A 17,936-nucleotide genomic window follows, 5' to 3' on the forward strand; every position below is an offset into this window, starting at 1 on the left:
GCATCAGGATTATATGCGACGTCATGATTACAGAACTCGGTCATTTCGCTCTCATCCTCGCGTTTCTCGTTGCGATCGTTCAGACGGTTTTCCCTCTGATCGGCGCTGCCAACCGATGGACTGGTTGGATGAAGTTTGGCGAAACGGCCGCAGTCGCGCAATTTGCACTGGTCGCGTTTTCCTTTGGTGCGCTGGTCTGGTCCTTTGCAACATCGGATTTTTCACTGCGCATTGTGGTGGAAAACAGCCATTCTCTGAAGCCGATGCTCTACAAAATCAGCGGAACTTGGGGCAACCACGAGGGCTCGATGCTGCTGTGGGTTCTCATCGTTGCGATTTTCGGAGCAATGGCCGCGTTTTTCGGCGCCGGGCTACCGCCGACGCTGAAGGCCCGCGTTTTGGCTGTTCAAGCCGCGATTGGTGTCGCGTTTTATGCGTTCATCCTGTTCACATCTAACCCGTTCGACCGGTTGGCAATCGCGCCCTTCGACGGCCAAGACCTGAACCCATTGCTGCAAGATCCGGGCCTCGCGTTTCACCCTCCGTTCTTGTATCTGGGCTATGTGGGCCTGAGCATGGCGTTCAGTTTTGCCGTGGCCGCACTAATTGAGGGGCGGGTTGACGCAGCTTGGGGCCGTTGGGTCCGACCCTGGACTTTGGCAGCGTGGATTTTCCTGACCATTGGTATCGCGCTGGGATCGTGGTGGGCGTACTATGAGCTGGGCTGGGGTGGTTTCTGGTTCTGGGACCCGGTGGAAAATGCCTCGTTCATGCCGTGGCTGCTGGCTGCCGCGCTGCTACATTCAGCCATCGTTGTCGAAAAACGAGAAGCCCTCAAGAGCTGGACGATTCTGCTGGCCATTATCGCTTTTGGCTTTTCGCTTATCGGTACATTTATCGTTCGGTCCGGCCTGCTTACATCAGTCCACGCTTTCGCGAATGACCCGGAACGCGGGGTATTCATCCTGTTCATTCTGGTGATTTTTATCGGCGGAGCGCTGACCCTTTTTGCTGCCCGTGCCCAAGCGATGGAGGCAAAGGGCGTCTTTGGCATGGTAAGCCGAGAAAGCGCCCTGATCTTAAACAACATTTTGTTGGCTGTTAGCTGCTTTGTTGTTTTCTTCGGAACCATGTGGCCAATGGTGGCGGAAATGGCGTTCGACCGGAAACTTTCGGTTGGACCTCCGTTCTTCAATGCGGCTTTCACGCCGTTCATGATCGCTTTGGGAATTGCTCTGCCTGTTGGGTCCATGCTTCCGTGGAAACGCGGAAAGCTGGGAAAAACGGCGTATTCTTTGCGCTATGCCTTCGTGCTGGCCGTGGCGTTGGCCTTGGTGGTCTGGGCGATGCAGACAGGACGCAGCGCCTTGGGGCCGGTTGGTCTGTTTCTTGGCGCGTGGATTACCTTTGGCGCTGCCATGGATTTGTGGAGCCGCACCGGACGCAAGCGTAGCTTTGCGCGGCTGCTTCGACTTCCAAGGGCCGACTGGGGTAAGGCGACGGCTCACGCAGGGCTTGGCATAACGATGTTTGCAATCGCTGGATTGACCGCGTGGGAGGTCGAAGACATTCGCGTCGCCCAACCCGGTGAACCCTTTGACGTCGGGCAGTTTACCTTCACGCTGGAAAACGTCCGACGCGTTCAGGGGCCGAACTACTTTTCCACGATGGCGGATGTCTTGGTGGAAAAGGACGGACAACCAATCGCCACTCTGAACCCCGAAAAACGAGACTATCCGGTGGCCAGAACGCCGACCACCGAAGCTGCGATCGACTATCGCTTTTTGCGTGACGTCTACGTCGTGATCGGAGACCGGCAGGAGGATGGCGGTTGGGTCATGCGGACTTACATTAAACCGCTGGCCAACTGGATTTGGGGCGGGTGCATTCTCATGGCTCTTGGCGGGTTTCTCAGCCTGTCGGACCGGCGGTTCCGCGTTGCGGCAGGCGCGCGCAAGGCACCAACAGGCGGGGTGCCAGCAGAATGAAGCGGCTTCTTCTGATCCTCGTGGTTTGCGCGTCTCCGCTTTGGGCGGTCCAACCGGACGAAGTTCTTGATGATCCCGCGCTTGAACAGCGCGCACGCGATCTAAGCACCGGTTTACGCTGCCTTGTCTGCCGCAACGAGAGCATTGATGAAAGCAATGCCGAACTTGCGCGTGACTTGCGTATCCTGCTGAGAGAGCGGCTTGTCGCCGGTGATACCGATGACGAAGCGATCGAATTCATCGTAGAGCGGTATGGAGAGTATGTACTGCTGAAACCGACAACATCAGGTGCAAACTTGATGCTGTGGCTCGCCGGACCTGTCATGTTGCTGATCGCTGCAGGTATGGGGTGGAGCTTTCTGCGAACACGGTCCCAGGCACAACCGGCCGGAGGTAGCGATACCCTGACCGACGCTGAAAAAGAGCGGTTGAAACAGATTCTTAAAGACTGATCTTTCGTTGGCCTTTTCCTCGTTGCGCATTTGAGTCAGGGTTCTGACGAGCACTGCGCTTTTTTGGGGGGAATATATGGACTACGAAACTCTGTTGCTGGACATCGCCGATGATTTGGCAGTGGTTACTTTGAACCGGCCGGACAAGATGAACGCAATGACCGCGCAGATGCGCGCAGAGGTCACCCATGCGATGAAACATTCGGCGCGCAACGCTCGAGCGATCGTATTGACCGGAGCGGGCGGTGCATTTTGTTCCGGTCAGGATCTGGGTGACTCGTCGAGTACTGGCAAAATCGACCTGGAGCGCACGTTGCGGGACGAATACGAGCCGATGCTTGAAACGATTTACAACTGTCCGGTCCCGACCATTGCGGCCGTAAACGGCGCGGCTGCGGGTGCCGGAGCAAACCTAGCCCTTTGCGCCGACGTAGTGATTGCAGCCGAAAGTGCTTATTTCCTTCAGGCTTTTGCGCGTATCGGCCTGCTGCCGGATGCCGGAGGAACCTGGTTCACTCCGCGCCAAATGGGGTTCGCAAAGGCAATGGGCGCGGCCCTGTTCGCTGACAAGATCAGCGCACGGCAAGCCGACGACTGGGGTCTGATCTGGGAGGCAGTGCCGGACGACGCGTTCGAGGCGCATTGGCGCAAGCGTGCAATGTATCTTGCAAAGGGCCCGACCGCAGGGTTCGGCGCTATCAAGCAGGCTATCCGAGGAACCTACGACAAGTCGCTAAGCCAGCAATTAGAGATTGAGGCGCATCTGCAAGGTGAATGTGGGCGCTCACGCGACTTTGCCGAAGGCGTAGTGGCCTTTCTGGAAAAACGCCCCCCGAAATTCGAGGGGCGCTAAATCTCAAGCGCGGCGACGGCGGCGCGTCCTGCGTTCGGGCGCGGCGTCCTCTCCGGTGCCGTCTGAGGCTGAGGAAAACGGCCCCAATGCATCGGTGATCTGATCCAATGTCGGGCGAGATCCGCGCGGCGTACTGTCCAGCGCTTCGCGCATTTTGCGAAGGTGCGCAGGCATTGTCCCACAGCAGCCGCCGATAATGGTCGCACCCGAGTCGCGCGCCATCGCGGCGTAGTGACCCATCAATTCGGGCGTACCGTCATAGTGGATGTGGCCATCGACATATTTCGGGATGCCCGCATTACCTTTTGAGATGACCGGACGTTCGGTCCCTTGGGCCACAAAGCCAAGAACGGTGCGTAGAATGTCAGATGCACCGGTGCCGCAATTCGCGCCGAAGGCAACAGGCGGGTTCGGCAGCGTTTCCACCAATTGAGCCAGATCAGCCGAAGTGACACCCATCATGGTCCGCCCAGCGGTATCAAAGCTCATGGTGCCACACCAGGGCATGTCAGCCATTGCAAAGGCTTCGGCTGCGGCCCGGAACTCTTCCGGGGCACTGATCGTCTCGAGCCACAGAACATCGGCACCGCCTTCTTTGAGCGCTTCTGCCTGTTCGTGGAACATCTCAACAGCGCCAGCGTGAGACAGGCTGCCGACGGGTTCCATAATCTCACCAGTCGGACCGACCGAACCTGCGACGATTACGGGGCGTCCAGCCTTGTCCGCGACCTCGCGACCCAACTCAGCGCCTGCGCGATTCAGTTCGGCCACACGGTTTTGGGCATCGTGCAGTTTCAGCCGCGCCGATGTTCCACCGAAGGTGTTGGTCAGAAACAGATCACTGCCTGCATCGACCGAGCCTTGATACAGCGCGATGATCTTTTCAGGCGCGTCCACGTTCCACAACTCGGGCGCGTCGCCAGATTGCAAACCCATGTTGAACAGGTTCGTTCCTGTGGCACCGTCAGCCAGAATTGCGTCTTTGGTTTCCAGAAGTTTGTTGAGCGCGTTTGTCATTTGGGCTTCCCAAAAGTCGGCAAGGCCGAGAAAAACTAAGATGCCCCGTCTCTCATGGGCGGGGCATCAAATCAAATCCATAAATCTCATGAAGATCATGAGGAGGGCATTGCCCTTACTGAGTCTCGCTCAGAACCTGTGCTTTGGCTTCGGGCAAAAGCTCCGCCATTTTGGCGCGGATTTCCTCATCAGAGGAAAGCGATCCCAGATCGCCGGAAACTTTGCGAACAACGTCTTCGTGGCCAGCTTCTTCAAAATCAGCGATGACTACGGTTTTCGCGTATTCATCTGCCTCTGCACCGGACTTACCCAGCTTTTCCGCGGCCCAGAGGCCCAAAAGCTTGTTGCAGCGCGCCTGAGCCTTGAACTGCATTTCTTCATCATGCGCAAACTTGGCTTCAAAGGCGTTTTCGCGTTCGTCAAACGTGGTCATTGGTTGGGGACCCCTTGGATTACATCTTCTTAATTGATGATATGACTATAGCCGCGCCCGGACGCAAGGTATTTGCGCTGCGTCAAAGCCCCTCGGGTCGTCGAACTTGCGGGAAAGAGGGGCTTGGACTATGAGAGCGCCAAGAAGCAGGGGAAATCCCCGGCTCAACAGTCTGGAAGGGTCGCTTATGGCGCGTCGCAAGAAAATCTACGAAGGCAAGGCCAAGATTCTGTATGAAGGCCCAGAGCCGGGCACCATCGTGCAGTATTTCAAGGATGATGCCACCGCCTTCAACGCGGAAAAGAAGGATGTCATCGACGGAAAGGGTGTCCTGAACAACCGCCTGAGCGAGTTTTTCATGAACGGCCTCAACCAGATTGGCGTTCCGACCCATTTCATTCGCCGCCTCAACATGCGCGAGCAACTGGTACGTAGCTGCGAGATCGTGCCGCTGGAAGTGATCGTGCGGAACTATGCTGCCGGATCGATGTCCAAGCGACTTGGCATAGACGAGGGCACGCAACTGCCGCGACCTATCGTCGAATACTGCTACAAAGACGATTCTCTGGGCGACCCGCTGGTCACCGAAGAACATATCGCCGCCTTCGGATGGGCCAGTCAGCAGGACATGGACGATATCCTGAGCCTGGCGCTGCGCGTGAATGACTTCATGAGCGGTCTCATGCTGGCGGTTGGCATTCGGCTGGTCGACTTCAAAATCGAAATTGGCCGCGTGTTTGAAGGTGACTACCAGCGCTTGATCGTCGCTGACGAAATCAGCCCAGACAGCTGCCGTCTGTGGGACATCGAAACAGGTCAGAAGCTGGACAAGGACGTGTTCCGTCGTGATCTGGGCAATCTGACAGATGCGTATTCCGAAGTTGCCCGACGCCTTGGGGTTCTGCCCAAAAGCAATGTGACCAAGCCGACGCTCATCAATTGATTTGATAGCTCTGGACTTGACCATGAAACGCCGCACCTTACTGCGGCGTTTTTTGTTTATCGACGATCCTGCGGCAAACTGCTTGCGGACAAGGGTTGTCGAACGGCTCTTCGCGCGTTATCCCCCCGCGCAACGGAACGGGCCGCACGCGCTGGCCCTCAACTGGAGTTGCAGGAATGAAAGCACGGGTGCATGTGATGCTCAAGAACGGGGTTCTGGACCCGCAGGGTGAAGCGGTACGTCACGCATTGGGCGCCCTGGGCTTTGATCAGGTCGAAGGCGTTCGCCAAGGCAAGGTGATCGACCTTGAGCTGGCCGACGGCGCGACCGAAGCCGACATCACCGAGATGTGCGAAAAGCTGTTGGCCAACACGGTCATCGAGCGCTACGAAATCGAACTGGTCTGACCCTTTATCCGGAGGCCCGCCATGCGCGCAGCAGTCATCGTTTTCCCCGGATCAAACTGCGACCGGGATCTTGCCGTAGCCTTTGAGCAGGCGGGTTTTCAGGTCGATATGGTTTGGCACAAAGACGCCGCGCTGCCCGATGGGGTGGACATCGTTGGTGTGCCCGGCGGTTTCTCTTACGGCGACTACCTGCGTTGCGGTGCAATCGCCGCGCAGTCGCCTATCTGCAAGGCGGTCGTGGATCACACGCAGCGCGGCGGCTATGCCTTGGGAATCTGCAACGGTTTCCAAATTCTGACCGAAACCGGAATTCTTCCGGGCGCGCTGTTGCGCAATGCCGGTCTGAAATACATCTGCCGCACCGTTGGCCTAAAGGTTGAAACCAGCGATAGTGCCTTTACCGAAGGCTACAATGCAGGCGACGTGATCGGAATTCCCATAGCCCATCACGACGGCAACTATTTCGCGGATGAAAACACTCTTGCGACGCTGAAAGACCAAGACCGCGTTGCGTTCACCTATACCGAGAATCCCAATGGGTCGGTCGGTGAAATCGCTGGTATCCTTTCCGAAAACCGCAGAGTACTTGGAATGATGCCGCACCCCGAGCGCGCGGCCGATGAAGGCCACGGTGGGACTGATGGAACGGCATTGTTCCGCGCATTGTCAGGTGTGCTGACACCCGCATGACTTGAGGTCGATGCCAAGCCCGCGTAGTTTCCGGGTATGAGTTCCGACAACCGTTCTGGCTGGTCTTCTTTGAAAAAACCATTCCGCGGCGCGCCATTGGGTTGGCGCCTGCGTGTTGCCGTCTCGATCCTGCTGATTGCGACGGTGGCAACGATTTGGGTCACCAACCGGCTGCTTACGGATCGTTTTACTGAATCGACGCGGAACAGGGCTGAGCTGCGCCTTGCGTTGTACTCGGGCAACTTGCTGAGCGAATTGCGGCGGAACGCCATTGTACCTCAACTTTTGGCACGCGATCCCACTCTGATCTCGGCATTGCAATCCAGTGATTTTTCACTGTCCACGCAGCGGCTTATCTCTTTTGTCGAAGAAATCGGCGCTGCTTCGTTGATGTTGCTGGACAGTGACGGACGAACCGTAGCCGCCACCGACCGGAACCGGCTGGGCGAAGCGCATCGGAACTCGGCGTATTACGTTGATGCGGTTCGCGCGAACTCTACGATTTTCACGGTCATCCAGAACGAATCCGGTGGATATAGTTTTGTGTACTCCAGACGCATGGATGCAGGCTCGGATATTCTTGGGGTAATCGTCGTTGAGGTCGACCTTCATAAATTTGAACGGGCTTGGGCCGGGATTTCCGACGCTGTGATGGTGGCGGACAGCACGGGCACGATCATCCTGTCGACGGAACCAAAATGGCGCGGTCTAGAGGAGAGCGCAGCGCTTGTTCGCCAGCCGCCGGAAGGCGCAATCGAGCGCGCCATTCGCGCGACCACGGATTGGACGGCCTTGCCACCGGATGCCTATCTGCAAGGCGAAGGTGTCATGCGCATGGATACGCGGATTCCGTTCAGGGGTTGGCAAATGACCTCGTTCACGACCTACGCGTCGATCCGGGACAAGGTGAACAGCGTCATTGCGCTGGAAATTATGGGCTTTGCGATTCTTCTGGCGCTTGCATTCTACGCGCTCAGCCGCCGGGCGACGTTGCGCATGGCCCTGTTCCAACGCGAGTCGGCAGAGCTTCGCGCACTGAACACCCGGCTGCAGCGGGAAATTGCTGAACGCGAGCGGGTTGAAAAGACATTGGAAGTGGCTGAACAAACACTTGCACAAAGCTCGAAACTTGCGGCTTTGGGCGAGATGTCGGCGGCCGTCAGTCACGAGCTGAATCAACCCTTGGCTGCAATGAAAACCTATCTGGCGGGCGCACGGCTACTGCTGCGTCGAAACCGCCCCGAGGAGGCTTTGGCCAGCTTTGGCCGCATCGATGGTCTGATCGAGCGGATGGGGGCAATCACCCGGCAGCTCAAGTCCTACGCGCGCAAGGGCGCGGATGCGTTTTCCCCTGTAAACCTTGGCGAAGCGCTGGCCTCGGCCCTGTCGATGATGGAACCGCAATTGCGTCAACGCCATGTTAAGATCACTCAGATTCTGCCGGAAGAACCTGTGTTTGTGATGGGGGATCGGATGCGGATTGAACAGGTGATGGTGAACCTCTTGCGGAATGCGCTCGACGCCACCAAATCTGTAACTGAGCCAGACGTCGAAATAATTCTGGCCGTGGGCGACATGGCGGTGTTGACTGTAAGGGATAACGGTCATGGGATCGAGGACATCGAAAATCTGTTCGAGCCCTTCTACACCACCAAACAGCCCGGCGACGGTGTAGGTCTGGGGCTTGCCATCTCGTCCGGGATCGTAAACGACCATGGCGGACGGCTGACCGCGCGCAACAGCCCGAACGGGGGCGCCGTGTTTGAGATGAAGCTGCCGACACTAGGAAGCGACGGCCTTGAGGCCGCGGAATAACGGGGAAAGACTATGGCACAAGCCATGAAAATTGCCATCGTGGACGACGAACAGGACATGCGCCAGTCGATCAGTCAGTGGTTGGCATTGTCTGGATATGACACGGAAACTTTTTCCAGCGCCGAAGATGCGCTTAAGGTTCTTGGGCCTGAATACCCCGGGATCGTCATATCAGACATCAAGATGCCGGGCATGGATGGTATTCAGTTACTGAAAAAGCTGATGGGGGCGGACAGCACTCTGCCTGTGATCATGATCACCGGCCACGGCGATGTGCCGATGGCGGTCGAGGCCATGCGGGTCGGAGCCTTCGATTTCCTTGAGAAGCCGTTCAATCCGGATCGGATGTCTGAACTGGCCAAGCGCGCCAGCAACGCGCGACGTCTGACGCTCGACAATCGTGCCCTGCGACGGGAACTGTCGGACGGCACGCAGATCATGAACAAGCTGATCGGCGCCAGCCCGGTGATGGACCGTCTGCGCGAAGATATTCTGGATCTGGGTCAGGCCGATGGTCACGTCCTGATTGACGGCGAAACGGGCACAGGCAAGACGCTTGTGGCCCACGCTCTGCATGCCGTTGGCAGCCGGGCAGGTAAGAAGTTCGTTCTGGTGTCTTGTGCAGCGCTGGAGGAAGAGGCGCTTTCGAAACGTCTGTTCGGGCCGATGATGCCAGAAGACGCTCAACTGCCTGCGATCGAAGAAGCGCGTGGCGGGACTTTGGTTTTGGAAGATATAGAAGCCCTGAGCGACACGTTGCAGGCGCGGCTGCTGAGCGTGATGAACGATCAGGGTACGCCTGCCGAAACGCGGATCATAGCGATTTCAAACCTTCAGGAAGCAGGTAAAACGAGCGAGGACGTGCTGCGACCTGACTTGTTCTACCGTTTGGCGGCGTTGCGGATAACCATGCCTCCGCTACGGCAGCGTGGTGAGGATATCCTGACCCTGTTCACCCGTCTGAGCGAACAATTTGCCGAAGAATATGGATGTGATGCGCCGCAGGTCAGCGCCCAGGAAGCAGCGCAGTTGCTGCAAGCTCCTTGGCCGGGCAATGTACGTCAGTTGATCAATATTGCTGAGCGCGCGGTGCTGCAGTCGCGCCGTGGGTCGGGAACCATCGCCTCGTTGCTGATGTCGGACCATGAAGAAATGCAGCCAGTCATGACGACCGAAGGGAAACCTTTGAAGGAATATGTCGAAGCGTTCGAGCGTATGCTGATCGACAACACCATGCGGCGTCACAAGGGCTCGATCGCTTCGGTAATGGATGAATTGTGCCTGCCGCGACGGACTCTGAACGAGAAAATGGCCAAGTACGGCCTTCAGCGTTCCGATTACCTGTAGGGGCGAGGAGGGGGCCAGCCCCCTCTTGAGCCTTTGGCTCAATTCACCCCCGAAGTATTTTTGAACAGAAGAAGGTGTGGATGCGTGCCTAGAGGCGCTGTCGTGCAGTTTGCCCATTGTCTTTTCCACAGGACTGCTTTTATTGTAACCGAGCGGGCCGAGCCGTTATTGCGCTTTTAAGACCCGAATCTTTGAGTTTCGCTGCAATGCCGCAGGTGGTGACCTACTCCCACGCAGGCTGCGCAGACCGATTGTGCCCCTTTTTGGGGCAGTTGAACGCCTGAGCCCGTGGTTGCGGGCGAAAGGAATAAATGGGCAGGCAGCGCAAGGTCGCGCCTGTCGGAGAAGAACCGCGATGACGCGCGCGCAACGATTGACTTTACGGGCAGGGGGCCAAAGCGCCAAACCCTGCCGCGCGCCGTCCGAAATCGCCCTGACAAGACACCACCCCAAAAGCGCCTGTCCCCCCGGACGGGTAAGGACAACGCGTTTGGCGCGGTGCACCAAGGACACATGGCTAAGAAAATGCTTATCGATGCCACCCACGCGGAGGAAACCCGCGTTGTGGTGGTTGACGGAAACAAGGTCGAGGAGTTCGATTTTGAATCCGAGAACAAACGCCAGATTGCTGGCAACATCTACCTGGCAAAAGTAACGCGGGTCGAACCGTCCCTTCAGGCTGCTTTCGTGGATTACGGCGGCAACCGTCACGGGTTTCTTGCGTTCTCGGAAATCCATCCGGACTACTACCAGATTCCGGTAGCTGACCGTGAGGCGCTGATGGAGGAGGAGCGCGCTTACGCCGAGGCGATGAAAGCGCGTGACGAGGCCGAGGAAACAAAGCCCAAGAAGCGTCGCTCACGCTCGCGCACCAAGGCAGCGGATGTAAAATCTGATGACGTCGTTGAGTCGGTCGAAGTTTCGTCGGAACCCACCGGCATGGAAACAATTGATCTGGACGACAGTGACGAAAATCCCGATCTTGAAGTACCGGAAGGGACATCTCCTGCGGATCGCGTAGCCGAGACGCCTGTCGAGGAACCCATCGACGATGCGCCTGAAGCATCCGAAGACACTGTGGACGAAAGCGTTGATACCAAGTCTGATGAGACTTCGGAGGCCGAGGAAACAGATGCGACAATCGAAACGCCGGACGAAGTAAGTGCCGTCGAAGAAAGCTCTGACGGTGACGTCGCTGAGGCTGCCGCCGTAGAAGCCGAGGACGTGCCGGCCGAAGGTGAGACCAAGGAAGAGACGGACGAAGCGGAAGCCCGCGCAGATGCGGCGGCCAAAGACGACTCGATCGAATCCGTCGCGGATGAGGATGACAGCGAAGATATCCGTCCTCCGCGTAAGCCGCGCCCGCGTCGGTACAAGATTCAAGAAGTCATCAAGGTTCGCCAAGTTCTGCTGGTTCAAGTCGTAAAAGAGGAACGCGGGAACAAGGGCGCTGCCTTGACGACGTACTTGTCCTTGGCTGGTCGTTATTGCGTCCTGATGCCAAACACGGCGCGCGGTGGCGGGATCAGCCGCAAGATCACCAATGCGCCGGACCGAAAGAAGCTGAAAGAAATTGCAGCCGACATAGACGTGCCTACCGGCGCTGGTCTTATTATTCGGACGGCCGGAGCCAAGCGTACCAAGTCCGAAATCAAGCGCGATTATGAATATCTACAGCGCATGTGGGAGCAGATTCGCGAGTTGACGCTCAAGTCCATTGCGCCCGCCAAGATTTACGAAGAAGGCGACCTGATCAAACGGTCGATCCGCGATCTTTATAACCGTGATATTGATGAGGTTCTGGTTGAAGGCGAGGCGGGCTATCGCATCGCCAAGGACTTCATGAAGATGATCATGCCGTCGCACGCCAAGAACGTGAAACGGTATGAGGACGCGTTGCCTCTGTTCGCGCGCTATCAAGTCGAAAGCTACCTGGCCGGGATGTTCAACCCGACCGTGCAGCTCAAGTCCGGCGGTTATATCGTGATTGGCGTGACCGAGGCGTTGGTTGCGATCGATGTGAACTCGGGCCGAGCGACCAAGGAAGGCTCGATCGAGGAAACCGCACTCAAGACCAACCTTGAGGCCGCCGAGGAAGTTGCGCGTCAGCTTCGCCTGCGGGATCTTGCGGGTTTGATTGTTATCGACTTTATCGACATGGATGAGCGGAAGAACAATTCCGCCGTAGAAAAGCGTCTGAAGGATAAGCTGAAAACGGACCGCGCACGTATCCAGGTGGGTCGTATTTCTGGCTTTGGACTGCTTGAAATGAGCCGCCAGCGTCTGCGTCCTGGCATGCTTGAGGCGACGACGCAGCCATGCCCATCCTGCCACGGAACAGGCCTGATCCGGTCTGACGACAACATGGCGCTGACGATTCTGCGCCAGATCGAAGAGGAAGGCACGCGCCGCCGGTCGCGCGAAGTTCTCGTGCGGTGCCCTGTAAGCATTGCCAACTTCCTGATGAACCAAAAGCGTGAGCATATCGCGCAGATTGAAGCTCGGTATGGTCTGTCCGTGCGGATCGAAGGTGACGTGCACCTGGTCAGCCCGGACTTCTCGTTGGAGAAGTTCAAGACAGCAAGTCGGATCGTCCCCGAAGCCAGCGCCCCGGTCGTGTCGGTAGATGCTTCGCTGATGGATTTGGTGGATGCTGATGAAGACGTGCAGGTTGAGGAAGATGCCCCTCAGTCCGAGGAAGAAGATAAACCCAAACGCAAGCGTCGCCGTCGTCGCCGCAAGAAGAACAATGGTTCGGGTGAGGCGACCGAAGTTAGCACCGAGGAAAGCGAACCTACCGCTGTTGAGACAGCAGATCAGCCCGATGTAGCAACCGAAGGCAATGACGCGACCGAAGAAGAAAAGCCGGTCAAGCCTAAACGCCGCCGGTCTCCGCGCCGCAAGAAAAAAGATGCCGAAGTGGTCGAAGCGACCAGCGACGCGGTAGAGACGGAAACCACACAAGAGGCTGCGGAACCCGAAGCAACGGTATCTGAGGCCAGCGAAACCGTGGTCGCCGAGGAAGCCGAACCTGTAGTCGAAGTCGAACCTGCAGCGGAACCTGTTGCCGAGGAAGTTTCAGAAGCAATTTCGCCTGAAGAGACTGAACAAGTGGAAGAACCAGTTGCAGAGCCGGAACCCGCGCCAGAAGTGGAAGCGGAACAATCTGTCCCGGAACCTGTTCTGGAAGCGGTGGCTGAAGAACCTGAGAAGCCAAGCGAACCGGCCAAACCAAAAAGACGCGGCTGGTGGTCGTTAGGGCAATAAAAGTAAAGGCGGGCAACTCAGCCCGCCTTTTTCGTTGTCCTGCCGTGTCCGGTTTCACCCCGTTTTTTGAATAACGTAGACTTGGTGCCCGTCGGCATCCTCTTGGGAAATCAGCAAATGGCCGCTCTCGGCACAAAAATGCGGTACATCTATGATTGCAGCGGGATCATCCGCCAAAACGCGCAGCAACGCGCCTGCGGGCATAGACTTTAGGCGTTTGCGCGCCTTCAAAACGGGCAGGGGGCACAGAAGCCCCAGCGCATCAAGGGTTTCGGATGAATCTGACATAAGGACCAAATATTTCCAGTTTGGACAAGTGTCCAGCTTGCAACCACGAGGATGTGACCGAATGGCCCCGTGACGCGGACAGAGTCATATCATATGTGCTGAGTCATGTTCGGAATTGACATCATAGACGCGGGCCTTCTGCCTGCCATGTTCATCGCTCTGCTTGGTGGATTGATCAGTTTTCTTTCGCCCTGCGTCCTACCAATCGTGCCGCCATATCTGGCTTATATGAGCGGTGTTTCGATCAACGACATGCAGGATCAGGCGCAAGCACGGCGCAAGGCGACTCTGACGGCGCTATTCTTTGTACTGGGACTGTCGACCGTTTTCCTGTTGTTAGGATTTACAGCCTCGGCCTTTGGCGCATTTGTGCTGAAAAACCAGGTGCTGTTTGCGAAGCTGTCGGGCGCGGTTGTAATTGTCTTTGGATTGCATTTTCTGAACGTTTTCCGAATTCCGTTCCTTGATCGCGAAGCTCGTATCGACACCGGTGAATCCGGTGGCTCAGTTTTCGGCGCTTACATTCTGGGGCTGGCCTTTGCCTTTGGGTGGACGCCATGTATCGGTCCACAGCTGGGCGCAATCCTGTCTCTCGCAGCGTCTGAGGCCTCAGTGGCACGAGGAACATTGCTACTGGGTGTTTACGCCGCGGGTCTTGGTATTCCGTTTCTATTGGCGGCGATGTTCCTGAATCGCTCAATGACTTTGATGAACCGGATCAAGCCCCATATGGGCGCAATCGAGAAAGTGATGGGCGGTCTGCTCCTTTTCGTCGGCATAATGCTGATTACTGGCCTGTTTACAGAGTTTAGCTGGTGGTTACTGGAAACCTTTCCCATGCTGGCGAATTTTGGATAGCCCCCAGAACTGGCTTACCTTGTCGGAAATGCTGCGTTAACTTGCGTGGTAGAAGGTTGGGTTATGAGCAGTCACGCAAGTCAGTCCAAAGTGCGACGCCGCCGGGTATTTTACATTCCCGGCTACGATCCGATCCATCCCCGCAGGTATCGTGAGCTATACCGCAAGGAAAGTCGCGCACAGGCCGAGATCTCGGGATATGAGATTTCGGTCTCAGCCAAATCAGGAGACGGTCCGTATGGATGGCACGTGCGCTCGATTCAGGACGGAACCGAGGTCACTAGCGACATAGAGGTTCTTCACTGGTCGGATATTGTTCGCGACAGTATGTCCAACTCTATCGTCGCTACGTATCGGCAACTGATCCAAACCGCTTGGATATACATTTCGACCGGCACTCTTTGGAGGTTGATGAAACTGCGAAAAGGGCCCGTTATTGCAGCGCTTTATCCTGTTGCCATGTTGCTCGCACAACTGTTGATTGCCATGTTTCTGGGCTGGTGTGTGGCGGCTTTGCTGTATGCGGTTGTTGGCTGGTCTGCCATCCTGCCTGCGGCGATTGTCGCGTATTTTATCCTGCGCTGGTTTCGACAGGCTGATAGCAGGTTTTTTGCGTATTACTTGATGCATGACTATGCGTACTCGGCTGAAAATAAGGGGGGAATTCCTGAACCACTAAGGCATCGCCTTTCAGATTTCACTAAACTAATTCTCGACGCGCTTGAGGGCGATACAGACGAAGTCCTGGTCGTTGGCCACAGTTCTGGCGCGCATCTTGGGGTGAGTGTCTTGGCCGAGGTTCTTCGGTCCGTCCCTGGCACCGCAAACCGTCCCGTGTTGTCTTTTCTGACGCTGGGCCAGGTCATTCCCATGGTATCGTTCCTACCCAACGCGCATGACCTACGCGCGGATTTACGTTATCTATCCCAGCAGAACGAATTGACGTGGGTTGACGTTTCCGCCCCAGGAGACGGATGTTCGTTCGCTTTGTGCGATCCGGTGGCGGTTTCCGGTGTCAGTTCCGAGGGGTCAAAATGGCCCCTTGTTCTATCGGCAGCTTTCACCCAGACCCTTTCAGCCAATCGCTGGAAAGAGCTGAGGTGGCGCTTTTTTCGACTACATTTCCAATACTTGTGTGCTTTTGATAAAGTAGGAACGTATGACTATTTCCGCATCACGGCGGGGCCGCTGACCTTGGCCGATAGGTTCGAGGGACGCGCGCCCTCCAAGTCTCGGATCGCCGAACCCGTATCCAAGTTTCGTTCGGTGCAGGCATGACGCCACCAAAGCCTGCTGCGCGACCGGACAAAGTATCGTTGTGGCAGTATCTCAAGCTATTCCGCAAGGACATCCTGTCAGCGCAACCACAACGCCTCTACCGGGCTTGGATGGCCGAATTCAGAACGTTTTTCTTCAGGTCATACTTGATCAATCAGCCCGATCTCATTGAGAAGGTGCTGAAAAACAAGGCCAGCGACTTCCCAAAATCAAACCGGATCAGCGAAGGGTTGCGCCCCTTATTGGGCGAGTCTGTATTCCTGACGAACGGAGAAACCTGGAAACGGCAACGCCGTATCATTGACCCCGCATTTGAAGGCGGTCGCCTAAAGGACACGTATCCCGCAATGTTGGATGCTTCTAAGGCGGCAGTCGAACGCATGCGGCCACTTTCGGGCACCTGCGTTGAAATTGAGGAATTCACCAGCCACGCCGCGGCGGATGTGATTTTCAGAACCCTGTTTTCCGTTCCAATAGAACACAGGATCGCCGCGCAAGTTTCTGAAAAGTTTAAAAATTATCAGCGTGCTCAGCCATTGGTGAACATCGCTGCGTTCGTACCATTGCCAAGATGGATCCCGCGGTTTCATTCGGCTGTGACACGAAGAAATGCCAGAGAAATTCGATCTCTAATTGAACGCCTAACCGCTGATCGCGCATCACAGATAGCCCAGAACAAGGCGCCGGATGACCTTGCAACCAAGATCATGACGACGCCTGACCCAGAGACCGGAAAGTGTTTTGATACCAGCGAGATGGTGGATCAGGTCGCTATTTTCTTTTTGGCGGGTCACGAAACCAGTGCTTCCGCTTTGGCGTGGACCCTTTATTTGATGGCGCTGTATCCGGAATGGCAAGACAAAGTGGCGGCCGAGGCGCAAGCGTTCGACGAGCAGCGTTTCTCGTCATTGTCTCGATTAAAGATAAGCCGGGATGTGTTTCGAGAAGCGCTGAGGCTTTACCCACCAGTACCAATGATGGTTCGCGAAAACACCTGCCCAGAAACGTTTCGAGATCGAAAAATCGATAGGGGCTCGCAGATCGTCATCAGTCCTTGGCATTTACACCGGCACGAGCGCCTTTGGGATCGACCCGACGCATTCGATCCATCTCGGTGGGAGACTGAGAACGGCAAATCGTGCCAACGCAATGCGTTTATTCCATTCTCCACTGGGCCACGTGTTTGCACCGGGGCTGGATTCGCGATGGCAGAAGGTCCGTTGTTGCTGTCCGTGTTGCTGCGGTCTTTTCGCTTTGAGTTGGTGAAGGACCGAGTGCCTGTTCCAGTTGCACATCTTACCGTCCGGTCGAAAGATGGCATCTGGTTGCGCGTGGGTGAGCGCTAAACAACTACCATCGCCTTGCGCCTTGATGTATGCGGTTCAAAACAGCGGAATCATTTCAAACGGGAAAACCTTATGTCCAAATCTGAACAGCGCGAACAAATGTCTAACGGTGCGGGCTTCATTGCTGCGCTGGATCAAAGTGGCGGTTCAACCCCCAAGGCACTGGCGCTTTATGGGGTAGAGGCATCGGACTATTCCTCGGATGAAGAAATGTTCGGTGAGATTCAGAAGATGCGCGCGCGCATCATTTTGGGCACTGACTTCACCAAGGACAAGGTGATTGGCGCAATCCTGTTTGAACGTACACTTTCCGAACAAATCGACGGTCGACCCGTTGCCGACTACCTGTGGTCGGTCAAAGGCATCGTTCCTTTCCTTAAGATTGACAAAGGCTTGGAAGACGAAGTGAACGGCGTTCAGATGATGAAGCCGATCCCGGGCCTTGCTGACACACTAGCCAAAGCTGAGGGTGTTTTTGGCACCAAAGAACGCTCGGTCATTCATGAAGCAAACGCCGAAGGCATCGCGGCAGTCGTCGCCCAGCAGTTCGACGTTGCCCGTGAGGTTGTCGCCGCCGGGATGGTTCCGATTGTCGAGCCTGAGGTAAACATTAACTCTGCAACCAAAGCCGAAGCCGAAGACATTCTGAAAACTGAAATCCTGAAGAACCTGGATCAACTGCAGGACGGGCAGGATGTGATGCTGAAGCTGACCATTCCCAGCCAGGCTAACCTGTATGACGAAGTGGCCGATCACCCGCGGGTGGTCCGTGTTGTGGCCTTGTCGGGTGGATACTCGACCGAACAAGCCTGCGACCTGCTGGATCAGAATGACAAGATGATCGCGTCTTTCTCACGCGCCTTGACCGAAGGTCTGTCAAAACAACAGTCTGACGCAGAGTTCAACACCGCTTTGGGTGGGAACATCGACAAGATTTTCAAGGCGTCTGTCTAA

The 17,936-nt window shown here is 56.3% G+C and carries 16 protein-coding genes; 13 read left to right on the forward strand and 3 right to left on the reverse strand.

The genetic code is table 11. The features are described 5' to 3' along the window. Nucleotides 1-23 precede the first annotated feature (23 nt). The 3 genes from ACR0KS_RS13910 (at nt 24) to ACR0KS_RS13920 (ending at nt 3,293) form a co-directional block, all read left to right on the forward strand. A complete protein-coding gene (locus ACR0KS_RS13910; RefSeq protein ID WP_170566736.1) occupies nt 24-1,988 on the forward strand; it encodes a heme lyase CcmF/NrfE family subunit in 1,965 nt (654 codons plus the stop codon). Then, nucleotides 1,985-2,440, forward strand: coding sequence for a cytochrome c-type biogenesis protein (locus ACR0KS_RS13915; RefSeq protein WP_170566733.1), 456 nt, complete (start codon nt 1,985-1,987; stop codon nt 2,438-2,440). The genes ACR0KS_RS13910 and ACR0KS_RS13915 overlap by 4 nt, the downstream gene beginning before the upstream one ends. A 76-nt stretch (nt 2,441-2,516) precedes the next feature. Beyond that, nucleotides 2,517-3,293, forward strand: a complete 777-nt coding sequence (locus ACR0KS_RS13920) for an enoyl-CoA hydratase-related protein (protein ID WP_170566731.1) — start codon at nt 2,517-2,519, stop codon at nt 3,291-3,293. A gap of 3 nt (nt 3,294-3,296) precedes the next feature. Here the strand turns inward: ACR0KS_RS13920 and bmt are convergent, their stop codons facing one another. Together bmt and ACR0KS_RS13930 are read right to left on the reverse strand one after the other, a co-directional pair. Next, nucleotides 3,297-4,310, reverse strand: coding sequence for a betaine--homocysteine S-methyltransferase (bmt, locus tag ACR0KS_RS13925; RefSeq protein WP_170485492.1), 1,014 nt, complete (start codon nt 4,308-4,310; stop codon nt 3,297-3,299). Between the two features lie 115 nt (nt 4,311-4,425). Continuing rightward, on the reverse strand, nt 4,426-4,743 hold the full coding sequence (locus ACR0KS_RS13930) for a DUF1476 domain-containing protein (protein WP_170388494.1): 318 nt from the start codon (nt 4,741-4,743) through the stop codon (nt 4,426-4,428). A 187-nt stretch (nt 4,744-4,930) separates the two neighbouring features. Between ACR0KS_RS13930 and purC the strand changes: the two genes are divergently transcribed. The 6 genes from purC to ACR0KS_RS13960 all read left to right on the forward strand — a co-directional run bounded on the left by purC (nt 4,931) and on the right by ACR0KS_RS13960 (nt 13,212). Further along, nucleotides 4,931-5,686: a phosphoribosylaminoimidazolesuccinocarboxamide synthase gene (gene purC, locus ACR0KS_RS13935; RefSeq protein ID WP_170388492.1), complete on the forward strand. Its 756-nt coding sequence runs from the start codon at nt 4,931-4,933 to the stop codon at nt 5,684-5,686. Nucleotides 5,687-5,862: 176 nt separating this feature from the next. Then, the gene (purS, locus tag ACR0KS_RS13940) at nt 5,863-6,093 is read left to right on the forward strand and encodes a phosphoribosylformylglycinamidine synthase subunit PurS (protein ID WP_170388490.1); all 231 of its coding nucleotides are present in this window, start codon (nt 5,863-5,865) and stop codon (nt 6,091-6,093) included. Between the two features lie 21 nt (nt 6,094-6,114). Further along, the gene (gene purQ, locus ACR0KS_RS13945; protein ID WP_170566729.1) at nt 6,115-6,783 is read left to right on the forward strand and encodes a phosphoribosylformylglycinamidine synthase subunit PurQ; all 669 of its coding nucleotides are present in this window, start codon (nt 6,115-6,117) and stop codon (nt 6,781-6,783) included. A gap of 36 nt (nt 6,784-6,819) precedes the next feature. Beyond that, nucleotides 6,820-8,598: an ATP-binding protein gene (locus tag ACR0KS_RS13950; RefSeq protein WP_170485490.1), complete on the forward strand. Its 1,779-nt coding sequence runs from the start codon at nt 6,820-6,822 to the stop codon at nt 8,596-8,598. Between the two features lie 12 nt (nt 8,599-8,610). Then, complete coding sequence (locus tag ACR0KS_RS13955; RefSeq protein ID WP_170388484.1) at nt 8,611-9,945, forward strand: sigma-54-dependent transcriptional regulator; 1,335 nt, start codon at nt 8,611-8,613, stop codon at nt 9,943-9,945. Between the two features lie 513 nt (nt 9,946-10,458). Beyond that, nucleotides 10,459-13,212 (forward strand): Rne/Rng family ribonuclease, encoded by a 2,754-nt coding sequence (locus ACR0KS_RS13960; RefSeq protein ID WP_170566727.1) that lies wholly within the window; start codon nt 10,459-10,461, stop codon nt 13,210-13,212. 54 nt (nt 13,213-13,266) lie between these two features. On the opposite strand, the gene ACR0KS_RS13965 is transcribed toward ACR0KS_RS13960, so the two are convergent. Then, nucleotides 13,267-13,500 (reverse strand): sulfurtransferase TusA family protein, encoded by a 234-nt coding sequence (locus ACR0KS_RS13965; RefSeq protein WP_170388481.1) that lies wholly within the window; start codon nt 13,498-13,500, stop codon nt 13,267-13,269. A 105-nt stretch (nt 13,501-13,605) separates the two neighbouring features. Here ACR0KS_RS13965 and ACR0KS_RS13970 point away from each other — a divergent pair, with 105 nt between their 5' ends. The 4 genes from ACR0KS_RS13970 to ACR0KS_RS13985 all read left to right on the forward strand — a co-directional run bounded on the left by ACR0KS_RS13970 (nt 13,606) and on the right by ACR0KS_RS13985 (nt 17,936). Beyond that, nucleotides 13,606-14,358: a cytochrome c biogenesis protein CcdA gene (locus ACR0KS_RS13970; RefSeq protein WP_170416530.1), complete on the forward strand. Its 753-nt coding sequence runs from the start codon at nt 13,606-13,608 to the stop codon at nt 14,356-14,358. A 63-nt stretch (nt 14,359-14,421) separates the two neighbouring features. Then, nucleotides 14,422-15,636 (forward strand): hypothetical protein, encoded by a 1,215-nt coding sequence (locus ACR0KS_RS13975; RefSeq protein WP_170566726.1) that lies wholly within the window; start codon nt 14,422-14,424, stop codon nt 15,634-15,636. Further along, nucleotides 15,633-16,982, forward strand: coding sequence for a cytochrome P450 (locus ACR0KS_RS13980; RefSeq protein WP_480693246.1), 1,350 nt, complete (start codon nt 15,633-15,635; stop codon nt 16,980-16,982). The genes ACR0KS_RS13975 and ACR0KS_RS13980 overlap by 4 nt, the downstream gene beginning before the upstream one ends. A 72-nt stretch (nt 16,983-17,054) precedes the next feature. After that, a complete protein-coding gene (locus ACR0KS_RS13985; protein ID WP_170566714.1) occupies nt 17,055-17,936 on the forward strand; it encodes a fructose bisphosphate aldolase in 882 nt (293 codons plus the stop codon).

This window comes from Ruegeria sp. BC7 (assembly GCF_056539165.1).